This window comes from Vibrio sp. (assembly GCF_050299255.1).
Taxonomy (GTDB): Bacteria; Pseudomonadota; Gammaproteobacteria; order Enterobacterales; family Vibrionaceae; genus Vibrio.
In genome coordinates this window covers 19,019-40,608 of the sequence record NZ_JBNKVP010000009.1, presented here as the reverse complement: position 1 = coordinate 40,608, position 21,590 = coordinate 19,019, and the positions used below count along the sequence as shown (strand labels likewise).

The 21,590-nt window shown below is 50.3% G+C and carries 12 protein-coding genes; 3 read left to right on the top strand and 9 right to left on the bottom strand.

Annotated elements, in window-relative coordinates; translation table 11 throughout:
* Positions 1-172: 172 nt before the first annotated feature.
* Entirely contained in the window at positions 173-649 is a 477-nt protein-coding gene (locus tag ACQY6F_RS04745) for an Lrp/AsnC family transcriptional regulator (protein ID WP_428772590.1), read from the top strand.
* A 73-nt stretch (positions 650-722) separates the two neighbouring features.
* On the opposite strand, the gene ACQY6F_RS04740 is transcribed toward ACQY6F_RS04745, so the two are convergent.
* Entirely contained in the window at positions 723-1,427 is a 705-nt protein-coding gene (locus tag ACQY6F_RS04740) for a DUF445 domain-containing protein (protein WP_428772589.1), read from the bottom strand.
* A 123-nt stretch (positions 1,428-1,550) separates the two neighbouring features.
* On the bottom strand, positions 1,551-3,404 hold the full coding sequence (locus ACQY6F_RS04735; RefSeq protein ID WP_428772588.1) for an ABC transporter ATP-binding protein: 1,854 nt from the start codon (positions 3,402-3,404) through the stop codon (positions 1,551-1,553).
* 405 nt (positions 3,405-3,809) lie between these two features.
* Between ACQY6F_RS04735 and ACQY6F_RS04730 the strand changes: the two genes are divergently transcribed.
* Complete coding sequence (locus ACQY6F_RS04730) at positions 3,810-4,796, top strand: arginine deiminase-related protein (protein WP_428772587.1); 987 nt, start codon at positions 3,810-3,812, stop codon at positions 4,794-4,796.
* Between the two features lie 51 nt (positions 4,797-4,847).
* Here ACQY6F_RS04730 and copI read toward each other — a convergent pair whose 3' ends face one another.
* The 7 genes from copI to ACQY6F_RS04695 all read right to left on the bottom strand — a co-directional run bounded on the left by copI (position 4,848) and on the right by ACQY6F_RS04695 (position 18,127).
* Positions 4,848-5,399, bottom strand: coding sequence for a copper-resistant cuproprotein CopI (gene copI, locus ACQY6F_RS04725; RefSeq protein ID WP_428772585.1), 552 nt, complete (start codon positions 5,397-5,399; stop codon positions 4,848-4,850).
* 36 nt (positions 5,400-5,435) lie between these two features.
* Entirely contained in the window at positions 5,436-8,561 is a 3,126-nt protein-coding gene (locus ACQY6F_RS04720; RefSeq protein WP_428772583.1) for an efflux RND transporter permease subunit, read from the bottom strand.
* Positions 8,558-10,270 (bottom strand): efflux RND transporter periplasmic adaptor subunit, encoded by a 1,713-nt coding sequence (locus tag ACQY6F_RS04715; RefSeq protein WP_428772582.1) that lies wholly within the window; start codon positions 10,268-10,270, stop codon positions 8,558-8,560. The genes ACQY6F_RS04720 and ACQY6F_RS04715 overlap by 4 nt, the downstream gene beginning before the upstream one ends.
* A 16-nt stretch (positions 10,271-10,286) precedes the next feature.
* The gene (locus ACQY6F_RS04710; RefSeq protein WP_428772580.1) at positions 10,287-11,660 is read right to left on the bottom strand and encodes a TolC family protein; all 1,374 of its coding nucleotides are present in this window, start codon (positions 11,658-11,660) and stop codon (positions 10,287-10,289) included.
* Between the two features lie 774 nt (positions 11,661-12,434).
* The gene (gene pulA, locus ACQY6F_RS04705; RefSeq protein ID WP_428772578.1) at positions 12,435-16,853 is read right to left on the bottom strand and encodes a pullulanase-type alpha-1,6-glucosidase; all 4,419 of its coding nucleotides are present in this window, start codon (positions 16,851-16,853) and stop codon (positions 12,435-12,437) included.
* Between the two features lie 499 nt (positions 16,854-17,352).
* Positions 17,353-17,577, bottom strand: coding sequence for a DsbA family protein (locus ACQY6F_RS04700; protein ID WP_428772576.1), 225 nt, complete (start codon positions 17,575-17,577; stop codon positions 17,353-17,355).
* 58 nt (positions 17,578-17,635) lie between these two features.
* Positions 17,636-18,127, bottom strand: coding sequence for a DsbA family protein (locus ACQY6F_RS04695; RefSeq protein WP_428772575.1), 492 nt, complete (start codon positions 18,125-18,127; stop codon positions 17,636-17,638).
* A 768-nt stretch (positions 18,128-18,895) separates the two neighbouring features.
* On the opposite strand from ACQY6F_RS04695, the gene ACQY6F_RS04690 reads away from it, so the two are divergent.
* Entirely contained in the window at positions 18,896-21,496 is a 2,601-nt protein-coding gene (locus ACQY6F_RS04690; RefSeq protein WP_428772573.1) for a hypothetical protein, read from the top strand.
* Positions 21,497-21,590: the final 94 nt, after the last annotated feature.

Genomic DNA, 21,590 nt, shown 5'->3' with positions numbered 1-21,590 from the left:
CACTCTTTACACTTTATTACCACTTTGATTGATGGCACTGCTGGGTTTTGCATGTTCCTGCAGGCACTGGTATTTGCGCACATTGCCGCACTTTTACTAACCGCTGCTATTCCATTAGTGGTTCGCTCCTATATTATGCTGGTTTGTCACTGGAAACTGCCATCACACCATCATGGATCTAGATAGAATTGATCGCCAAATCCTGAGAATCTTACTGCTGAAAGGTCGCCTGCCGATCGTTGAGCTGGCCAAACAGGTGAACCTGACTACATCCCCCTGTTCTGATCGGGTCAAAAGGCTGGAAAAAGACGGCTATATCAAGGGCTACCACGCTGAGCTCAATCCGGAAAAGCTCGGCCTGGATGTACAAGTGTTTATCCATATTCGCCTTGATCAAACCAGTTTTTCTATCTTTGAAAAGTTTGCCGAAGCGGTCGATCTGATGCCGGAAATTGAAGAGTGTTATTCACTGTCTGGCGATTTTGACACCATGATCAAAGTCAGGGTCAAGGACATGAAGGCGTACCAGAACTTTATGTCTACTAAACTGGGTACTTTGCCGGGCGTGATTCAGACCCGCAGTGAAGTAGTTATTGAAGAACATAAAACCAGTTTTGGACTCAATCCGGATCTAGTCGCTTCGCTTTAACCGGCTAAGACTGTAGCAGAGGTAGGAAAAGTTGAGCTTGGGAGGCCTGAGCCTCCCGAGATGAAGTGGTCCGTTACACCAGCAGTGAAGAGATCACGCCGATTACTGCGCCAAACACGCCCCCCCAGACAACCAGCCAGCCGAGGTGCTGTTTAATCATCTTCTGCACCATCTCTTTTACCAACTGTGGTGTCAGCTCACTTAGTCGTTGATCGATGATGTTTTCGACGTTGGTTTTGATCTCCGACAGCATCGCTGGAGATTCCAGCTGCTGTTTCAGCGCCTGCTTGATCGTGTCACTCTGGCTGATTTCCAATACCGATTGCTGCATTTTTTCCACAAAAGGTTGTTTCAGAGGTTGCAGCGCTTCGGTGCCGCCAAACATCGCCAGCATGCCACCAAAGGAAGAGTTGGCGATCACTTCGACCAGCGAGTCAAAAGTCGGGTTGAAGTCGACTTTGTCCAGCACCGGAGCCAGATCGATATTCTTGTCACTGGCCAGTTCACTGCTGAGGAACCGGTCGATGTTATGGTCGGTAAAGAACTGTTCCATCATCAGGGTTTTAATTGCCGCTTTAAACTCATTGAAACGGGCAGGGATTACGCCGGATCCATACAGACCGGGCACTTTTTCAAACAGCATATGTACTGCCAGCCAGTTGGTGATGGCACCGGAAAAGGCAAACAGGCCGGCATACAACAACACGGTATGTTGCAGCAGGTAGCCCGAAGCCAGCAGCAGCAAAGAGACCAGGTTAGTGATTAAGCTTTTATTCATGGTTAACATTCGGTAAAACAGCGAGACGCTAGAGTATATTTTCGCACTTACTGGCTGACAAGCGGCGAATAAAAGAAAAGGCGATCTGATGATCGCCTTTTTGAATCAAGGGCAAAATTGTGGTTAGGCGGTTTGCTTCTGGTCGGTTTCTTCGCCGATAAAACCGCCGGTCTGGTGTGCCCAAAGTTGGGCATATATTCCATGGTTGTCGAGCAGTTGCTGGTGGGTACCCTGTTCGACAATTTGGCCCTGGTCGAGCACGATAAGCCGGTCCATTGCCGCGATAGTCGATAAGCGGTGCGCTATCGCAATCACGGTTTTGCCTTCCATCAGCTCGTTGAGGCTTTCCTGAATCGCCGCTTCTACTTCGGAGTCCAGCGCTGAGGTGGCTTCATCCAACACCAGTAGCGGCGCGTCTTTCAGTAGTACCCGCGAGATTGCAATTCGCTGCCTCTGTCCGCCAGAGAGTTTTACCCCACGCTCACCCACCTGGGCATCGTAACCGGTATTGCCAAACGGATCAGACAGGCTCTGAATAAACTCGTGGGCATGGGCCTGGTGGGTAGCTCTGAGCAGATCTTGCTCGTTGGCATCCGGATTGCCGTAGAGAATATTGTCGCGAATCGAACGGTGTAGCAGTGACGTATCCTGGGTCACCATACCGATATTACTGCGCAGGGAATCCTGAGTGACGGCGGAAATATCCTGACCATCGATCCGGATATGACCCGCTTCCACATCGTGGAATCTGAGCAGCAGGTTAACCAGGGTCGATTTACCGGCACCGGAACGCCCGACCAAGCCTACTTTTTCGCCCGGTTTGACCGACAGGTTCAGGTGGCTGATCACCCCTTTGTTTTTCTCACCGTAATGGAAGCTGACATTGTCGAACTCGATGCCGCCCTGGCTGACCAGCAACGGCTTCGCATCAGGTTCATCGACGATATCGATCGGTTTGGACAGGGTTTTCATACCATCCATGACGGTACCCATGTTCTCAAACAGGGCGCCGACTTCCCACATGATCCACATCGCCATGCCGTTTATCCGTAGTGCCAGACTGACGGCAATCGCGATAGCCCCTATGGTAATCGCATTATCCATCCACAATACGATTGAGATAGCAGCAATCGCGAACACCAGCAGATAGTTAGTAATTTGGACCGCGATGTTAAAACCGGTCACCAGCCGCATCTGCTGGTGCACGGTGTGTAAAAATCCCTGCATCGAATCCTGGGCGTAGCTGGTTTCGCGCTGGCTGTGCGAAAACAGTTTTACCGTAGCGATATTGGTATAGCTGTCGACGATACGGCCGGTCATGGTCGAGCGGGCATCGGCCTGCTCCGATGCGACCCGTTTCAGCTTGGGCACGAAGTAAATCTGAATGCCAATGTACAAGCCCAGCCAGGCCAGCATCGGGATCATCAAGCGCCAGTCCGATTGCGCCAGCAGCCAGATCATCGAAGTAAAATAGACCGAGACATAGACGAACACGTCCATAGTCTTCATGACGGTTTCCCGTACCGCCAGCGAGGTTTGCATCACTTTGGTCGCAACCCGTCCGGCAAAATCATCCTGATAGAAATTGAGGCTCTGTTTCAACAAATAGCGGTGTGCCAGCCAGCGTATCGACATCGGATAGTTGCCCAGCAGCGACTGGTGGATCAGCAATGAGTAAAGGACCACCAGAATCGGCATTACGATCAGCAGCAGGCCGGCGTAAAACATTAGCTGATCGCGATTGTCTGACCAGAAAGTTTGTGGGTTACTTTGTGACAACCAGTCGACCAGGTTCCCCATGGCACCAAACAGCGATACTTCCACTATCGCCACAGAGGTGGCAAGCAGTGACATCAGAATCAGAGGTATTTCAAAGCCACGGGTGTAATGACGACAAAAGGCCAGAATACCGTAAGGTGGCTGCTCCGGTTCTCGGTTGGGGAAGGGGCGGGTAAACCCTTCGAAACGCTTAAACATATCTCATCCTAATTTTATCTTGCTGGTCCGGAAATTAGGGAAAGCACAAGCGCCAGACACAGCGACTATACGCACTGCAGATTAGCAGCGGCGAATTCGGGGTAGTTCAGCTAAGAAGCAGTTATTGAGGTTGCGAATGTAAACAGTTGGTTAAGTCCGAGTCATTGTATCGGATTTCGCCGGTGAATTGCCACTTATCCAGCAGAGTCAGGTCTTGCCCCGCCTGGATACATACGGCCGATCATGCATATTTATGCCCGGCGGCAGTAAAAATTACTGCCTAATAGTGTTAACCCAGGTAAAAATATAACCAAGATATTTATTTGACCTGCAATTTCAGTAAATATTCGTTTAACAAAATGCTTACAATTTGGCAAAAATAACCTTTGAATAAGTTGGTATGAGATGCTGCCGAAACAGAGTTTAACCGAATATCATGCGCGTTCTGTGCAGAATGCGAACTGTGTTGTGATGGTGCCACCGAAGGAGTTTCGCTTTAATGCTGAAACCGCTCAGGATAATGAATTTCAACATGCTCCGCGCCTGACACTGAATGAAGTGCGCACCCAGGCGATGGCGGAATTTAAGCAAATGGTGGCGACCCTGCGCCAGGAAGGCGTTGAGGTAGTGGTGTTTGATTACCCGCTCAGTGAGAAAGAAACTCCGGATGCCGTGTTTCCCAACAACTGGTTCAGCACTACCGCCGACGGCAAACTGTTTACTTTCCCGATGGCCTGTCAGAACCGCCAGCTGGAGCTGCGCCCGGATGCGTTGATCGCAGAGCTGAATCAGGCTGGACGGACGGTTAACCATACCGAAGGGCTAGAGCACTACCTGGCTGACAATGCCCACTTGGAAAGCACTGGCGTGATGGTGAAAGATCACATCAACCGTACCATTTATGCGGCGTTATCACAGCGCTGTGATCGTGAAGTGCTGGAAGACTATGCCGAGCGAATTGGTTATTCCCGGGTGGTCTCATTTCAGACCGCGCTGCCTTCAGGCCATCCTATCTATCACACCAACGTGATGATGGCTGTCGGTGAGCGCTTCTGCGTGATCTGTGATGAAGTGATCCCTGAATTTGAGCGTCGCTTTGTGGTGAAATCGCTAGCCAAAGATAAACAGGTGATTTCGATTACCTTAGAGCAGATGAACCGCTTCTGCGGCAATATACTGCAACTGGAAACGGCCAAAGGCGACAAGGTGATTGCCATGTCACAATCGGCGTATGACGCTTTCTCACCAGCGCAACGCGCGCAACTGGCCAGCCACGGGAAGCTGTTGCCGTTTAATGTCAAAACCATCGAAGATATCGGTGGAGGCAGTGTCCGCTGTATGCTGGGTGAGGTGTTTCTGCCCACGATAAACAGTGCTGAAACGGTAGGCTAAAAGATTGGAAGAAAACAAAAGCGGAGCCAGTAGGCTCCGCTTTTTCTCTGCTTACAGTTTCACTTTTTTCACCATGCCGGCTTCGGCGTGCCCTGGAATATTACAGGCAAATTCGACGTTGGTATCACCATGGAAATGCCACATTAACTGTTTGGCTTTGCCTGGCTCTACCGTGATGGCGTTACCTGAGTCATGCATATGCCCATCCGACATGTTTTTCATCATCTCGCGATGTTCCAGCTGCTCTGAAGGTGAACCAATGGCAAATTCGTGGTCGATTTTGCCGGTATTCATCACCACAAATTGCACTACATCATTTGGCTCAATCTTAACTTCTTTTTTGAAGGTAATTTTCATATCGTCGCTCAAAATGACGTGAATTACTTTGTCGGGTTTGGCGCCTTTGGCAGGCATTCCGACCGCAGACATACCCTGAACATTGCCCATGTTGTTGTGGTTCATTTTGCTGTTATCAGACTGCATTTGGCTATGGTCCATTTTACTGTGATCCATCGCTTTATTATTCGAATGTGAGTTGCCCATATCGGCTGACACATTGGTCGCCAGCATAGTTAGAGTTAACGCAATAAAAGTCTTGTTCATGTAAATTAATCCTCAAATTGATTTTGCAATCGTTAATCAGTTGTCGGTCACTTCACGCTGTTTCCACAACTTAAAGATGGCCGGTAATACCAGCAGTGTCAGCATTAGAGCTGACGCCATACCACCAATCATAGGTGCTGCAATACGCTGCATCACTTCTGAACCAGTGCCTTCGCCATACATGATGGGGATCAGGCCGATGATCACCGTCAGAACAGTCATCATTACCGGTCGAACACGCAGACCGGCACCTTCGCGTATTGCGGCAATAAGATCCTTGCTAGTCAGGGGGTGTTGTTCTTCCGCAAGATCGAGTTTCTTGTGGTGCCATGCCTGGTTGAGATACACCAGCATGATCACCCCGATTTCCACCGCAACACCGGCCAGGGCGATAAAGCCCACCCCCACCGCGATAGAAAGGTTGAAGCCCAGATAGTGCATCAGCCATAAGCCGCCTACCATCGCCAGTGGCAGGGTAGCCATAATGATCAGCACTTCACCAATTCGGCGGAAGCTGAAATAGAGCAGCAGCATAATGATCGCGAGCGTGATTGGTACCACGATGTTGAGACGCTGTTTGGCTCGTTCCATATATTCATATTGACCGGACCAGGCGATAGAGTAACCGGCGGGTAGCTTGAGCTGTTCTGCGACGACGCGCTGGGCTTCAACCACATAAGAGCCCAGATCCCGCCCGTCGATATCAACATACACCCAGCCGTTGGGTCTGGCGTTTTCAGTTTTTATCATCGGAGGGCCGTCTTCATAACGGATATCGGCAACGTCCGCCAACGCGATGCGTGCGCCGTTTGGCGTGACCAGCGGCAGGTTCTGCAGCTTATCCACTGAATCGCGATAATTCTGCGGGTAGCGCACGTTGACCGGGTAGCGTTCCAGACCCTCAATGGTTTCACCCACGTTCATACCGCCAACGGCAGTAGAAATGACCTGCTGCACTTGTTTAATGCTCAGACCATAGCGGGCCGCCGCCCGGCGTTTGATATCCACGGTGACGTAACGCCCCCCCGCTACGCGTTCGGCATACACCGACGCGGTACCGGGAATACGGTTCATCACCTGTTCCAGCTCCGCACCTATCGATTCGATTACGCTCAGTTCAGGACCGACAATTTTAATCCCGATTGGGGTTTTAATGCCGGTCGCCAGCATGTCTATGCGGGTTTTGATCGGCATAACCCAGGCATTGGTCAGGCCGGGAAACTGAACCAGCTGATCAAATTCCTTACGCAGCGATTCGGTCGTAATACCGGGTCGCCATTGATCGCGGGGTTTTAACTGAATGACGGTTTCAATCATAGTCAGTGGTGCCGGGTCTGTTGCGGTATCTGCCCGGCCAATTTTACCCCAGACAGTTTTGACTTCCGGCACGGTCTTTATCAGCTTATTAGTTTGCTGCAGCAACTCCCTGGCTTTACCGATGGAAATGCCCGGATAGGTGGTGGGCATGTACATCAAATCGCCTTCGTCCAGTGGTGGGATGAACTCACTACCAAGACGGCTGGCAGGATAGTAAGCCGAAGCCATCAGCCCTAAAGCCAGGACAATCATCGACTTAGGATAGGTCAGGCTTAGGTTAAGCAGTGGGCGGTATAAGCTTACCAGCAGTTTATTGACCGGGTTTCTGTGCTCAGGGAGTATATTACCGCGGATAAAATAACCCATCAGTACCGGCACCAGAGTAATTGCTAACCCGGCAGCAGCAGCCATGGCGTAGGTTTTGGTAAATGCCAGCGGCGAAAACATCTTGCCTTCCTGGCCTTCCAAAGCAAACACAGGAACAAAGCTCAGTGTGATGATCAGCAGCGAGAAAAACAGCGGAGCGCCGACTTCCTGCGCGGCTCGTCCGACAATCTGCCAGCGGTTCTTATCGGTCAGGGGGGTACGTTCGATATGCTTGTGCATATTTTCGATCATCACGATAGCACCATCGACCATCGCGCCAATAGCAATGGCGATGCCGCCGAGAGACATGATGTTGGCGTTGATCCCCTGCCAGTGCATGATGATAAAAGCGCTCAAAATACCGACCGGCAGACTCAGCGCCACCACCAGCGAGGAGCGAATGTGGAACAGGAACAGCGCACACACTATTGCCACGACGATAAATTCTTCAGCGAGCTTTTTCCACAGATTCTCTACCGCTGAATTGATAAGGGTGGAACGGTCGTAAGTGGTCACTATCTCTACGCCATCTGGCAAACTGCGCTGCAGATCAGCCAGTTTGGCTTTGACATTGGCGATCACTTCACTGGCGTTTTCACCAAACCGCATCACAATCACGCCACCGACGGCTTCCCCTTCACCATTAAACTCAGATACGCCACGGCGCATCTGCGGGCCAAGGGTAATGTCAGCGATGTCGCCCAGCAGCAGCGGAGTTCCCTGCTCGTTGACCTTCAACGGGAGTGCGCGAATATCGTCCACGCCGCTCAGATAGCCGGTGGTACGCACCATGTGCTCAGCCTCGGCCACTTCAATCACCGAAGCTCCGGTTTCCTGGTTACCATCTTGAATCGCCTGATTGACTTGCTGCAGTGTCAGGTTGTAGGCGCGCAGTTTCGCCGGGTCAATCTGCACCTGGTACTGCTTGACCATGCCTCCGACCGTGGCGACTTCTGAGACCCCGCTGACGGTTTGCAGTTCGTACTTCAAGAACCAGTCCTGCAGGCTGCGAAGCTGAGCTAAGTCATGCTGGCCACTTTTGTCCTGCAGTACGTAGCTGAACACCCAACCGACACCGGTGGCATCGGGACCGAGCGTCGGTTTGGCACTGGCCGGTAAGTTGGGCGCCACCTGGCTGAGGTATTCCAGCACTCGGGAGCGTGCCCAGTACATATCGGTATTGTCGTTAAATATGATATAGACATACGAGTCGCCAAAAAACGAGTAACCCCGCACCGTTTCCGCGCCGGGTACTGCCAGCATAGCGGTAGTAAGCGGGTAGGTGACCTGGTCTTCGACTACCTGAGGAGCCTGGCCCGGATAACTGGTTTTAATGATCACCTGCACATCAGACAGGTCGGGAATGGCATCCACGGGCGTGTTCTTTACACTGTAAAAACCAGCCAGTGTCAGGGCGACGGTTGCAATCAGCACCAGAAACCGGTTGTTGAGTGACCAGCGGATAATGGCATTTATCATTGTTCACCCTCGACTGGTTTGATCTGCTTCAACTGGAACTCGGAGCCTTGTTTTTCAACCAGAAACTCTACCTGCTCACCTTCAGCCAATAGGGACAAATCCACCGTTTCATCAACGGAGAAATTCATCTCTCCCGCTTGCCATTGCCACTCGTCCACCGGCGAGTGAGTGAGGGTAATCATGCCAAAATCAGCCATTAACATACTGATTTCTCCACGCACCCACACCGCTGTGGTTGCCGGGGCTTCACCCGCTTCAAAATCGATGATCTGATATTGTCCATCTGGTGTTTTTTGCAGCTCGAACTTGATGGACTGGCCAACTTTCAGCGCGCTGATGTCCGCGTCTGGCTGCAACGTAAAGTTCATGGTCATTCCCGGCCAGTCCCATTCCGGTACCGGTTGGTGATTGATGGTCAGCATATTGTGACCCGCCATCACATCGGTGATTTCCCCTTGTGCCCAGACGGTGGCAGATTCCGCCTCGACACCATTGATTCGCGACAGATCCGCTGACTGGCTGGATTCAGAATCGAGCAGGAAGTGAGCCGATGTGACTATCTGGTCGTTCTGTTTCAGGCCTTCCAGTACTTCGATAAACTGCTCGTCTTGTCGGCCGACAGAAATACGCGCTGAACGGTATTTGCCGTCACCCTCTGCCAGTACGACCCGGGTCATGTTACCGGCACGAATAACCGCGGATTTCGGGATCCGCAGCACCGCTTGTTGCGAAGTTGGCTCAAGCTGGATATTGGCAAACATATTCGGTTTGAGTTCACCCTGACTGTTAGGGAATTTGAGCCTTACCCGCAGGGTACGCGAATTGGCATCCAGGATCGGATAGACATAGTCGACCTCGCCCCGCCACTCTTTGCCCGGCAGGGCGTCCAGACTCATGACCGCTTCACTGCCGGCTCGTACCCAGTGCGCCTGGCGCTCAAATACTTCGGTATCGACCCAGACCTGATCAAGAGGGCCTGCGGCGATAGCGACCTGGGCCGGAGAGAGGTAGCCCCCTTCGCGGATATTAAGGCTGGCGACCACGCCATCTGCCGGCGCTTTTATCGCGATGGATTGCGACGCTTTACCACTGCGGACGATGGACCGGATCTGTTGCCGATCGACGCCCAGAGTCATCAGTCTTTCTGTTGCGCCTTTAATCAGGCCATTGCGCCCGGTTCGGCTGGCGTTGAGCAACTCTTCCTGCGCTTTTACCAGCTCAGGTGAATAGAGAGTAAACAACACTTCTCCTTTGGTCACTTTTTCTCCGACAGCGTTGATATTCAGCTTTTCAACCCACCCGGCGACTCGGACGTTGGTCTGCCACAGTTTACTCTCATCAAAGGCAACATAACCGACGGTTTCTACCTTAGGTGCCAGGGGAGCCCATTCCACCGCGGCTGTTTTAACACCCAGATTGTTTTCCACTGACGGGTCAATGGTAACTGTGCCGGGCTGGTCGCTGCCACCCGCCTGATCTTCTGCATAGACAGGGATAAGATCCATGCCCATCGGCGATTTACCGGGTTTATCCCGGCGGTAATTGGGGTCCATTGGGGCGACCCAATACAGGGGTTCATCTGCACTGGATCCAGCCTCGCTTGAAGTAGTCGATGAAGCGTGCATATTGGCCGGTAGCCAGTACTGAGCGCCAAACCCTAATGCAGCACCGAGAGCCAATGCGATGGTGGCGACTTGAAAATTCTTCATAATGTTTCCTTGGTAATTAATCTTGCGTCAGGTCGGTTACCACCTGTGGTTCAGGTGCCTGGTAGTCGTAGCCGCCAAGTAAAGCCGCCAAGTTGTTGTTGACCAGATTGAGGTCGGTCAGCAGTCGCTGATGTTCCAGCTTCAGTGCCAGTACATCACTGCTGGCAGAGATCAGCTCGCTGAACTGGGCGGTATTGCTTTGGTAGCCGCGCTCAACGGCGTTGACCCTGGCCTTGGCCTGGGGTAGTAGTGCCGTTTGATAGCGTTCCAGGCGCTCAGTCAGATTGTCACGCTCGACCAGCAGGCCACTGACCCGCCCAATCAACTGCCTTATCAGAGCGTCCTTTTGTGAGCGCGATGCGACAACCTGATGCTGGGCAGCAGACAGGTTGCGATCCTGACGATTACCGGTGAACAAAGGGAGATCTAAGGTGAGATAAGCACTGACCAGATCAGATGCGGGCTGGCCGTTCATGCCTTTAGACTGGCGATAGCCATACATCACTTCAACACCAAACTGCGGGGTATAAGCCTGCTCTGCTATGTCTTCCTGGATCTGGTTAGTGGCGATATTGATATCGGCCATTTTTACCATCGGGTAATGACTCAGTAGCGCAAAGTATTGTTCTGTGCCGGAGCTGGTGGTCAATTGCTGTTGCAGTTTTGACCAGTTTAATTGATTGCTGGCTTGAACTGGCTGGTGGTTATTTAACAGATCCGGGCCTAGCCATTCTGCAAACCGGCCGATGGTACGTTGCTGCATCTGGCTATTTGCCTGAAGCTTTTCGTCCAGTTTGGTTACCTGGATCTGGGCGTTGAGCAGGTCCTGAGTATCGCTTTTGCCAATGGAGTAGTTGGTATTGATGAAATTCTCCATTTCGACCATCAGCAGACGGCTTTCCAGCAGAATCTCTCGGGCGACCTGTAAATAGCCCAGTTCCAGCCACAGCTCGGTCATGCTGTTGATGACGTCGAGCTCGCGCGCTGCAACCTGCAGCTCGACCCCTTTTGCCTGCGAATTGGCTTTTTTACCTTTCAATTGGGCGGTATTGCCCCGCTCAAATTGTTGCATCAGGCCAACAGAGATATTGGTCATAGGATCCTGATCAAACTTAAAGCTATCGACGGGAAGACCAGTTACGCCGACACGAAGTTTGGGATCCATTTGCGTCGCACTGGCAATACCCGTTTCTCGTATCGCTTGAGCCTGGGTATAAAATTGTTTACGACTCGGGTCGCTGCTTATCGCAATTTCAATCAGTTGCGATAGGTTAACTGAGGCAGGCTGAGCAACCTGAGTAGGCGACGCTTTCGGATTCGCATACACGGGCGCAATCAAGCCCACCGCTACGCTGATAGACAGCGCAACAAAATGTGGTCTGATGTTCACTTTTTTGTTCCATTTCTGAGTGCGCTATAGGCGCAATACACCACTCTGGCTATTTACAGAGGTAGCCGGAGTACAAATAGGTAGCGGAATCAGACAATGGGAGGTCGGAAAGGGGGCTGCGTTTTATGGTAGACGTCACCTGTAGAAGGCAGAGGGTGCTCCTGCGGAGAGGCCTCTTCAGGCAGAGATAAATTATGCGGAATCAATAGCGCCAGGACGCTGACGCAAGTGCTGTCACAACACAGTGTTCCCACCGAAGTATGGTTTTCGCAGCTTGTGTGGTGATCAGTACGGTCTGTAGATTCTAAGGTGGCACCCTGATGGTGGTGTAAATGCGTCATATCCGCCGGTTTCGCGTGGTTCACGGGCTGGCTGGACATGACTGAATTTGAGGCGTCGATCTGAAAACTTGTCGCACTGTTCGCGCTAAGCGAAAAGCTGGACACGAGCATACTAGCCAGTGTTAACAGCGAGATCAGCAATTTGCGAATTGAGTGAAAGTGCATAGTCGTTTTTCAGCGTTCGTTTGTGGAGTAAAGTAAAGCTTCCCCTATGGTGAAGGTCAAGATATTTTTCACCTCTAATTAGGTTGTTGATGTGGTGAATAGCCAAGACTGTACAAGGGGGCCAGCCAGATCATATTCACCGGAATCTGGCTAGACAAGTAATCATATTACTGATCTCAATAACTTCCTTAAGCAAACTCTCATCAAGGCACAAAAAAGCGCCAGCTCAGGGCTGGCGCAATAGGACATGTAATAGACCACTTAACTATTACAACATGGAGATGGTGACCTCCTTGCTAAGAATATTGAAGCTCACTTCATAGCTGCCTGCTGCTGGTGCGGTAAAGGCGATATTGCCGTTACTATCAGAGATTTCCAGGCTGGCGTCGCTCTGAGTAACATCGGCTGCGCCATGTTCAAAGCTGCCCCAACTTCCGCCGGTAAATTTAAATTCGGCGGTTTCACCTTGGCTCAGAGCAGGCAGTGTAAAGCTCCAAACGCTTGGCGAATCTTGTGTCATTAATTGGCTAGCGGTGTGGTCCCAACCTTGTGCTGAGCCTGGGATATACCAGCTCACATCACTGTAGTCTGCTACCAGTTCGCTGCTGATCACCGGTGCATCCGGGTCGGTGGCATCCATGCTGAGCTGGTACATACCCAAAGCGCTAAAGCCGGCACCGCAGTTACCACCATTACAGCCGAAGCTGGTATCCCAGTTACCAAAGGTGAACTTAAACTCAGTGTTTTCGTTCAAGCCAACCGTAGCTTGGTAGATACCGTTACCGACATATGCCGCAGCCGTACCGTTTGCTGTCCAGCCATTGAATCCACCGGCGATGTAGATAGCCTGGTTAGGACCAAATGGTGGAATGTCAGCTTTAGACGAAACCGGAAGACCGGTACCGCGTTCGGCTCCGCGTGGCGCAACAAAAACTGCTGCAGACCAGGCAGGTACCGAGAACTGACCATTGCTGTAGCTGGCGCTGCCAGCAATCGAACCACTGGTGGCGTGGCTGTTGATCAGCTCAAAGTCACCCAGAGTGATAGACTCGTTATTGCCATCAACAAACTGGCCGGTCGTTTGGGTGTCTGGCGTGGCATTAATCACCACGACTGCCGCGTCGTAGTTACTGTCGATATCGGCCGTTTGTGAGGCGCCGTTGTCGATAGTCATCACGATCAATCCTGCTTGCTGGTTAGGCCCAGTGTTGCGGAAGTCCACCCGGTTAATGATCTCTTCACCGCTTGGCAGAGTCAGCAGCGGCGTGGATTTACGCACTTCGTTCAGCTCCTTGTAGAAGTTGAACATCCGCTCCAGGTGCATCGCTTCTGGCTGGGCATTGGCGGTGAGCACTTTCTCGATCAGCTCGTAATTGGCCTGATCTTTGTCTTTCGCCGGTAAGCCTTTGTCCCAGTTGTTGTCTTGCAGAGTGAAGTCAACCCGGTTGTACCAGTCACCGTAATCGTACGAGTCGCGCTGCATCGATTTCGAGCGCAGCAGTTCGCCACCCATATGGTTGAACGGCATGCCCTGGCCCAGCAACACGGTCGCCATACCCAGTGCCTGCATTCTCACCCGATCATCAATACTGACGTCAGTGTTGACCTTGTACATATTGATATCCCAGAAAGTCTGGTTATCGTGCTTGGAAACATAGTTCTGAATTTCCCACGGCTGCTCGGCGTAACCGGCTGCCTGGCCGTTGTAATCCAGTGTCTCACCCGATTGTGTGGTACCGGTAAAATCAACCAGTTCAAACTGTTTCAGGTTGGCTGCCATACCAAGACGTACCAGGTCAGACTGGTGCAGTGCCCGTGCCAGCTCATCAGATACGCCGTCGTTGTTGGCATCCACAGCGATATCAACCAGTTCGTTCGGTTTAACATAAGCGCCGGTCGCGAAACCTTGTGCCTTACGGATGTCATCGCCGCTTTCAAACGGGCTGCCACCACGAACCGCATCACGCAGACGGTCAGAGAACGAACCGATGCCGGTGCCGCCGAGGTGTTTCTGAGTGGCCTGGACAAAGCGTTTGTCATCCGCCACTTCACCGAAGTTCCAGCCTTCACCATAGAAGTAGACTTGTGGGTTAACCGAACGGGCGGCTTCCAACGTGCCCTGCATTTGCGTCAGTGGATGGTGGCCCATTAAATCCCAGCGGAATGCATCGATCTTATACTGCTCAACCCAGGTTTTGATTGAATCGTCGATCAGCTTGGCGAACATGGCATGCTCTGGCGCGGTGTTGTCACAACAGGTCGAGGTTTCGACCGCACCGGTATCCGGTACCAGGCGCTGGTAGTAAAGCGGTACGATTTTATCCAGAACCGATTTTTCGTTGTACAGGCCAGAGGCGTTGGTGTGGTTATACACCACATCGACGACCACGTTCATACCGATATCCTGTTTAACCGCCTGAACCATTTCACGGAATTCCAGAATACGCTGGCTGCCTTCCGCATTAGTCGCGTAGGAACCTTCCGGTACCGTGTAGTGGAATGGGTCGTAGCCCCAGTTGTAGCTATCGACGCCACGGACATACTCGTTCAATGCTTCGACTTTGGCATCATCTTTCGAATCTTGCTGTTGCAGTTCGGCAAACGCATCGGCGATGGTACCGCCGCCACTGCAGTAGCTGGCGAACTGAGACTGTTTCACCGCAGGGTTCACATCACACAGCTTGCTGAAAGGTTGGTCGATATCGGCCACTTTGCTTGGGTTTTCATTGATGGTGGCGATGTCGAAAACCGGCATCAGGTGCAGGTGGGTCATACCGGCATCGCTGAGCTGTTTCAGGTGGTCAACCGGCACGCTGTTCTGTTCAGTAAAGGCCAGGTATTTACCTTTATGCTCAGTGCTGTCATCCCGGGCGGAGAAATCACGTACATGGGATTCATAGATCACCATATTGGTCAGATCAGAACCTTGTTGTGAATGCGGTGCCTGCAGGCTATCCCAACCGCTCGGTTTCAGTGTGTCGTCACTTAGATCAATGGCCTGACTGAACTTAGAGTTGGTCGACAGGCTAACCGAATAAGGGTCGGTTACTTCAAACTTAAACGGCTTCTGTTCACGCGGCTGGTACATGGTCATCTGGTAGCGGTAGAACTTGCCGTCGATGTCATCTTTGGCCACTTCCACGCTCCAGCTACCGGACGTGCTGTCTTCCGTCATGGCCAAAGTGTCAGCAACGGTTTTGTCTTTGTTGTACACCACCAGGTTAATTGCGCTGGCTGTTGGAGCCCACAAGCGCAGGGTAACGTTATCATTGTTATAAATCGGGCCGTATTGCAGTTCGGCCGCTTCTTCGGCAAATAGGGCATCTAATGCGCCGGCATACTGAACACCGGTGGCAGAACGCATGGTGCTGTCGTCATTGCTGGCGATCGCGATCAAACTACCTTTCAGCAGCTTTTCCAGCTTGAAGCCTTCATTCAGGTTAGGCAGGGCAAAAGCCGGGTAATCCGCTAGGTGCGGATACTGGGCTTTCTGATCATCGGTGAGCGAAGTGCCTTGCAACTTGATAGACATACCGGAAACCACAGCCAGTTTCTCGCCATCGACCATTTTCTCGCCGACTTTGTACTGACCATCGTTGCTGAACATTAACTGAACTAAAGCCGCGTTGGCACCGCCTTTCCAGACCAGGGTGTTGTCGTCAAGGAAGATGGCACCGATGGTGTCAATTTTGAACTCCGAAGAGGGTCCGGCTAGCTCAAAGGCTTGTAGGCGGGTATCAAACTGTGTGGCACTGCCCGGCATATAGGTGGCGGAGTGATTGTCACTCAGTGATGCTATGTCTACTTTGATATCGGAACTGATCAGCTTGTCATTGTTGCCATTACGGAAAATAACGTTGAAACAGCCGGATTCGGTATCAGCAACATCCAGATACCAGACCGGGCCGAATTCATCGACCGCATCCGGATTGACGGTTTTATCATCCCAGCCGTTGTTGGCTGAAGATTGCATTAAGCCGCTACAGCCACCGTCCGGGTTTTCATCAGTACCCCACAGGTGCAGGCTGAAATTGTCATAAGGGGCATAGTCACCCATTGGGTCATACAGTTGTAGCGCGATTTGACTCGAACCTGGCGCTGCGTGTTCACCCGGCGCGACCACTTTAGGCAGGATCACATTGGTGCCCGCTTGCGGCAAGCCTTTGCTGGCCATCAGGCCATCCTGGCGGCTACCTTCCATTTTGGCGCCATTGCCGTCAACGTAAAACCCTTTACCCAGATCGGCTTCCGCCACTGCCAGGCCAGACGCGACGGCGGTACCGTCTTTTTCAATTGCAAAACTGCCGCAGACGCCAACCTGAGCTTTAGTCAGTTTCCACAGCGGTCCAAATTTATCTACAGAAGTCGGGCTGATGATGCTGTCGTCGGCACATTTGATCTGCCACTCGGTACTGGCTTGAACGGCCGCCATAGTCGCGACTCCGGCACCGTTATCCATATAGCTGAGGTAAACCTCTTGTGCCGTCGGGGTACCTTCGTCTTGTGGTACATCTACTGCAGGTGGAATGGTTGCGACGGTTGGCGTGGTTGGGTTGGGTGTTGTCGCGCCACCTTCATCGCCAGTACTAGAGGAGCCGTTACAGCCTACGACTAAAACACCAGACAGCAAAGGCACTAACACCTTAGCAAGTGGTGATAGATGAAATCTTTTCTCATTCTGTTTCACGGGTGTATTTCCATATAGTTGTAAATTAACAGGATTCTTATTAGTGCCAGTTCAGCATAAAAGCCTGGCTCAAAATGAAATCCACCGGAAAGGTGGTAGGAGAGGGGAGGACGATAAAGGCTGAGGTGAGCGAAAAATGCTCGCCTGCTCTCGCTTTGTGGGTGGACAATTGAAAGTTAGCAACAGATCTCTGCCACGTATGTGCATCAATATCACTGATAGTGAAATGATTTAACTGGTTTATGAAACTGGATTTCTTGTTGGGTAGTGTGAGCTGAGTGGAAGTGGAATAATAAAACTGTGAGACAGATAAAATGACGAGTTACTGAACCGATCAATATCCGAAGAGTGAAATGCACCTAGAAGCTCAAACAACCTTTTCTGTATATCGGTGCTAATTTGATTGGGCCAGATAGCTGGAGCGCCAGCCAAACCCAAATACTGCCGCTCCAGAATAGTGGTGTCCAATCGTGTAAAATTGTTGATATATAGTACTTTTCTAATCTGTTTCTGGCTTGATACTCAATTGTTCTAGTACCGATTCAAATACCGCGTACTTTTGAGCACCAACCACCATCTCGGGTTCAATCAGTTGCCCGTTTTCAATTCGTCCTATTAAAAAGCTCGGTGTGCCACGTACACCCAAAGATGTCCCTAAGGCAAGATCCTGTTCAACCTTGTCTAAAATTGATGGGTTTTTCAGGCAATCGGAAAACTCAGTCATATCTAACGACAATTCAGACGCTGACTTCTGATATAAATCATCACCTAGTTGTTTAACATTACTGAATTAGTTGTTTAACATTACTGAATAATTTCATCCGCATTGGCCAATAGGCTTGTTGTTGAAAACTACACATGGCCGCAATGGCAGCCCCTTTGGCCTGTGGATGAAATTTCAAAGGAAAATCGCGAGCGATATACCGCACTTTGCCGGTATCAATATAGTGCTCTTTTATCTGGTTAAACGTATTGTCGGAAAAGCGTTTACAATACGGGCATTGAAAGTCCGAAAACTCAATGATGGCGATTTTAGCTTCATTACTACCTAAACTCGGAATTTGGCCGTTTTGATCGAAGTTGACTTGATTTGGCAGGGTTTTAGTCGGAGGTTTTCCGGCCAGTTTGTTAATTTTTTCTACTTGTTCGCCTATTTTATTCACTTCTTTAGTTAGTTGGGTGATTTGCTGCTTTAATCCGTCAATCTCTGATCTCATTTTGTCATCATCTTCCGACTGACAGCCGACAACAAATGATAATACTGCTAACGACATGAAGAATCTGGCTATATACCTTGTCATTGTTCGTTCCTCACTATTGCACGTGGTGCGTACTATTCAAATTAATCTAATTTTGATTTTTCACCGTTCAGAAAACTGTTTAAAACTGACGCAAAGTGACAAAGAGCAGTGAAACACAACAACGAATTAGAACCTGTAAACAACAGCATAATGTCTAAACCCAACACATGAGTTTACTGACCATTTTAGCTAAGACACTTTGATGTTGATGGTTGTAACTATTTGTTTAATGGTTATTTTTTTATAGCAATAAGAAAAGTATTGTAAACGTACGTTGATAAGTCAATGTCAAACCAAGGGTGAAAAGCTAGTGAAAACCCACTACCACTGCATCTGTATCATGTTGCATTGACACCCTGTACACCCACGAATTTTTAAAGGTGTTGATTTACAGAATGTTATGCAACACCTGCTCGGCTCCCTGTTACAAACTGTTACTTAGAGTGACAGCTATTTTTCGCATTAAAATAAAATTATCCATTAATTTCAATGTGTTATGTTATGGCCAGAAAGTTGCTTTTAGTCGGTCGAGTGGTTGCAGGCTTTATGCGGTGTCTACTGAACACACACTTTTGCCGCTTAAGACGTTATGAGCCTTTAAGAAGTAACAATATTTCTGCAACCAGAACGGTGCTCCTTGAGCTTTTGGCTGAGGGGAATTTTTCGCAGCAAGACAATCTAGCCTACGTTACCGGAAAATGGTTGTCGCTCTGGATAATAGGTAGGTTGGGGGATATGCAAATGAAGAATAAAACGAAAATGGGTTCGTCCGGATTCGTGAAGGGACTGGCTCTGGCATTTCCGTTAATTATTGGTATCGGCATAGGAACAGGCACAGCGATAGCTGACGACACTGTCCCCGTGGCGACTAGTGACTGGGAGATAGATGGCAATAGCTATTTTGGCCCCACGTCCAGCCAGAGGCTTCCATCGATAGATAACTCCTGTATGGGAGATGTCGCCTCCGATAATGGCATCAGCGGGCTTACCTGTACCGCCAACGATATTAGAATTGCAGAGGCGTTTGACATCAATATTATTGATGGCGATCCGAATCCAGACGATGGTAAAAATGAATGTACCATTGGTGAAGACGTAACCTTTACCGCCAAGTTCAAATTTGAACTGAGTGCACAGGAACGTCATGATTTGGGTGTTTGGTTTGCCACTGGTGGCCAGGCAGACGCGCGAAATGGTGCCTGTTTGGTGTCAACCGCTCCGCTATTTAGCGACGCGGATGGTTATATAAACGACTTGGATGGTGTGACTACCGGTTACTGTTCCGGCGACACCACTCAATCATGTAATGCGGACAGCGACTGTAAAGGTAAAAACAACACTTGTCAGTTCACTCAGGATTACTGCGGTGATATCGACGAAAATACCAGTCCACAATATTTCGAAATCGAAATCACCACAGCGTGTGTCGATAAAGATAACGATCGCAAGCTGGATCTACCTGTCTGTTTGAGCTGGCGTCAGCCTGGCGCAGACGAATATTGTGAGACCGCGGTAGATGCGTATCCAGGTTCGCCATCAAAATGTAATTGTGATGACACGTTCTCGGTTGATATTGAAGTACCGCCGCCACCACTATCAGTATACAAATCTGTCTCTCCGGCGACCATTAAGGAACCCGGTGGTACAGCAACGTTTACGTTCGATATAGTTAATCCATCAATCTATGGTAATGATGTCCAATTAGTTTCAATTCTAGATTTGTTAGATGAATATGTCACTAGCACTCCAGATTTTGGCAATCCCGATGACGAGTTAACTGTATTTGGCACTTCGCCAGAGGTAACCGATTTGAGCTGTGTGGAATATCCGGAGGCTTATACCGCTTCGCCAACTTCAACGCCAACCGCGTTCGATCCTAGCACTGATATGTTGATGGCTCAGGAAGACCAACTGCAAGATCCGGTTGTCAAGACGCCAAACTTTGTTCGTTGTACCTTCACGCTGTTTGTCGGTGGTGAGATTGAAGGTGCTGATACAGGTGTGTTCTATGACTTGATTAAGGTTGTTGGTTTGGATGAATATGGCAATTTTTCAAACGGTGAAGATGATGCCAACCTGGCAATCGTCGATGTGCCACCTAAAGTTAACCTGACCAAAACTGCCAATCCAACCACTCTAACTGAAGCAGAGATTGCCGCTGGCAACACTGATATCACCTATACCGTTTTAATTGAAGTTCCTTCGGACTCCGATACCGTGACCATTGGTTGTCTCGATGATAAGACCAGTACACTCGGCGTTGTCGGCACTTATGATTGCGGTACCGGTAGTGACATACTCGGTATGTGTAAAACTGCAGGAGGAGAGTACTTAACCGGCAAAACTATTGCCCCCGGAGGCAGCGAAACATGTACATTTGTTGCACCGGCAACCGGCATCAGTGATACCGGCGAAGTGCTGCATGACAGGGTAGCGGTCAAAGTTTCAGATGATGAAGGTGGTACGGCAATGGCAAGCGATATCGCCAGTGTGACAGTATTGAACTCGCCTCCGTCACTTAAACTGACCAAAACTGGTGCACCAACTGGTTCTGATTATGAGCCATCGTATACCGCTAAATACACTTATAAGATCGAAAATGTCACCCTGTTTAATGACATCGTAGTGCTCGACAAACTGGTTGATGACATTACGCTGGTAGATGGTACCGTGCTGGCGACTCAAGATATTACTAATGAGTGTAAAGACGGCGCAGGTTATACCATACTCACAGCACAAGAGGCTCCAGTGGAACTGGCGCCGGGTGAATCCTTCACCTGTACCCTGACTCGTACCGTGGGTCTGGATAACAGTGGTGATCCGGCCGGTGATGCCCCGGGACTTACCGATTCCGGCAACACCGAGGACAACACCGCTACCGTAACGGGTCATGAGAAAGGTGTCGCGGGTGATATCACTGCGATGGACAACGAGTCGCTAGGCTTTAAAGATGCACCACCAACCGCCATAGTGAAAAAAGAAGTGAACATGATGACGGTGGTTTACAAAGTGACCGTCTCCAACACTTCGAATGAACCTTTAGATCTGACCGCGCTCTCGGATAACATCGGCGGCGCCGCCGTGGATATTACCCATCCGGATTATTGGCCACCATCAGGGCTGACTCCTTGCTACGTGGGTGCTGATTTTGAACTGGCAGCGAAAAATGACGGTAATACCGATGATTACGTCTGTTATTTCAGCCGTACGTTCGATACCTCAACATCCACTTCACCTATTATCGATACCGTCACGGCAACGGCGGTGGATGATGAAGGCAATGATGTTAAACCGACCGCACAAGCACAGGTTAGCTGGGTATCCAACTATGTAGCTCCATAATAGGAAAACGTAGTGATACGCTGACTAATAAACGACGGGCCTGCTCAGGTTGTATTGAGCGGTCCGACAATCACCCAATCCGGGCACAGTGCGC

What these genes read in the sequence shown, in the direction of transcription:
- ACQY6F_RS04695 (WP_428772575.1), bottom strand. Translation starts at nt 18,127, where the DNA reads ATGTCGTTAGCAGTATTATCATTTGTTGTCGGCTGTCAGTCGGAAGAT.
- copI (WP_428772585.1), bottom strand. Translation starts at nt 5,399, where the DNA reads ATGAACAAGACTTTTATTGCGTTAACTCTAACTATGCTGGCGACCAAT.
- ACQY6F_RS04715 (WP_428772582.1), bottom strand. Translation starts at nt 10,270, where the DNA reads ATGAAGAATTTTCAAGTCGCCACCATCGCATTGGCTCTCGGTGCTGCA.
- ACQY6F_RS04745 (WP_428772590.1), top strand. Translation starts at nt 173, where the DNA reads ATGGATCTAGATAGAATTGATCGCCAAATCCTGAGAATCTTACTGCTG.
- ACQY6F_RS04690 (WP_428772573.1), top strand. Translation starts at nt 18,896, where the DNA reads ATGAAGAATAAAACGAAAATGGGTTCGTCCGGATTCGTGAAGGGACTG.
- ACQY6F_RS04700 (WP_428772576.1), bottom strand. Translation starts at nt 17,577, where the DNA reads ATGACTGAGTTTTCCGATTGCCTGAAAAACCCATCAATTTTAGACAAG.
- ACQY6F_RS04735 (WP_428772588.1), bottom strand. Translation starts at nt 3,404, where the DNA reads ATGTTTAAGCGTTTCGAAGGGTTTACCCGCCCCTTCCCCAACCGAGAA.
- ACQY6F_RS04740 (WP_428772589.1), bottom strand. Translation starts at nt 1,427, where the DNA reads ATGAATAAAAGCTTAATCACTAACCTGGTCTCTTTGCTGCTGCTGGCT.
- ACQY6F_RS04720 (WP_428772583.1), bottom strand. Translation starts at nt 8,561, where the DNA reads ATGATAAATGCCATTATCCGCTGGTCACTCAACAACCGGTTTCTGGTG.
- ACQY6F_RS04730 (WP_428772587.1), top strand. Translation starts at nt 3,810, where the DNA reads ATGCTGCCGAAACAGAGTTTAACCGAATATCATGCGCGTTCTGTGCAG.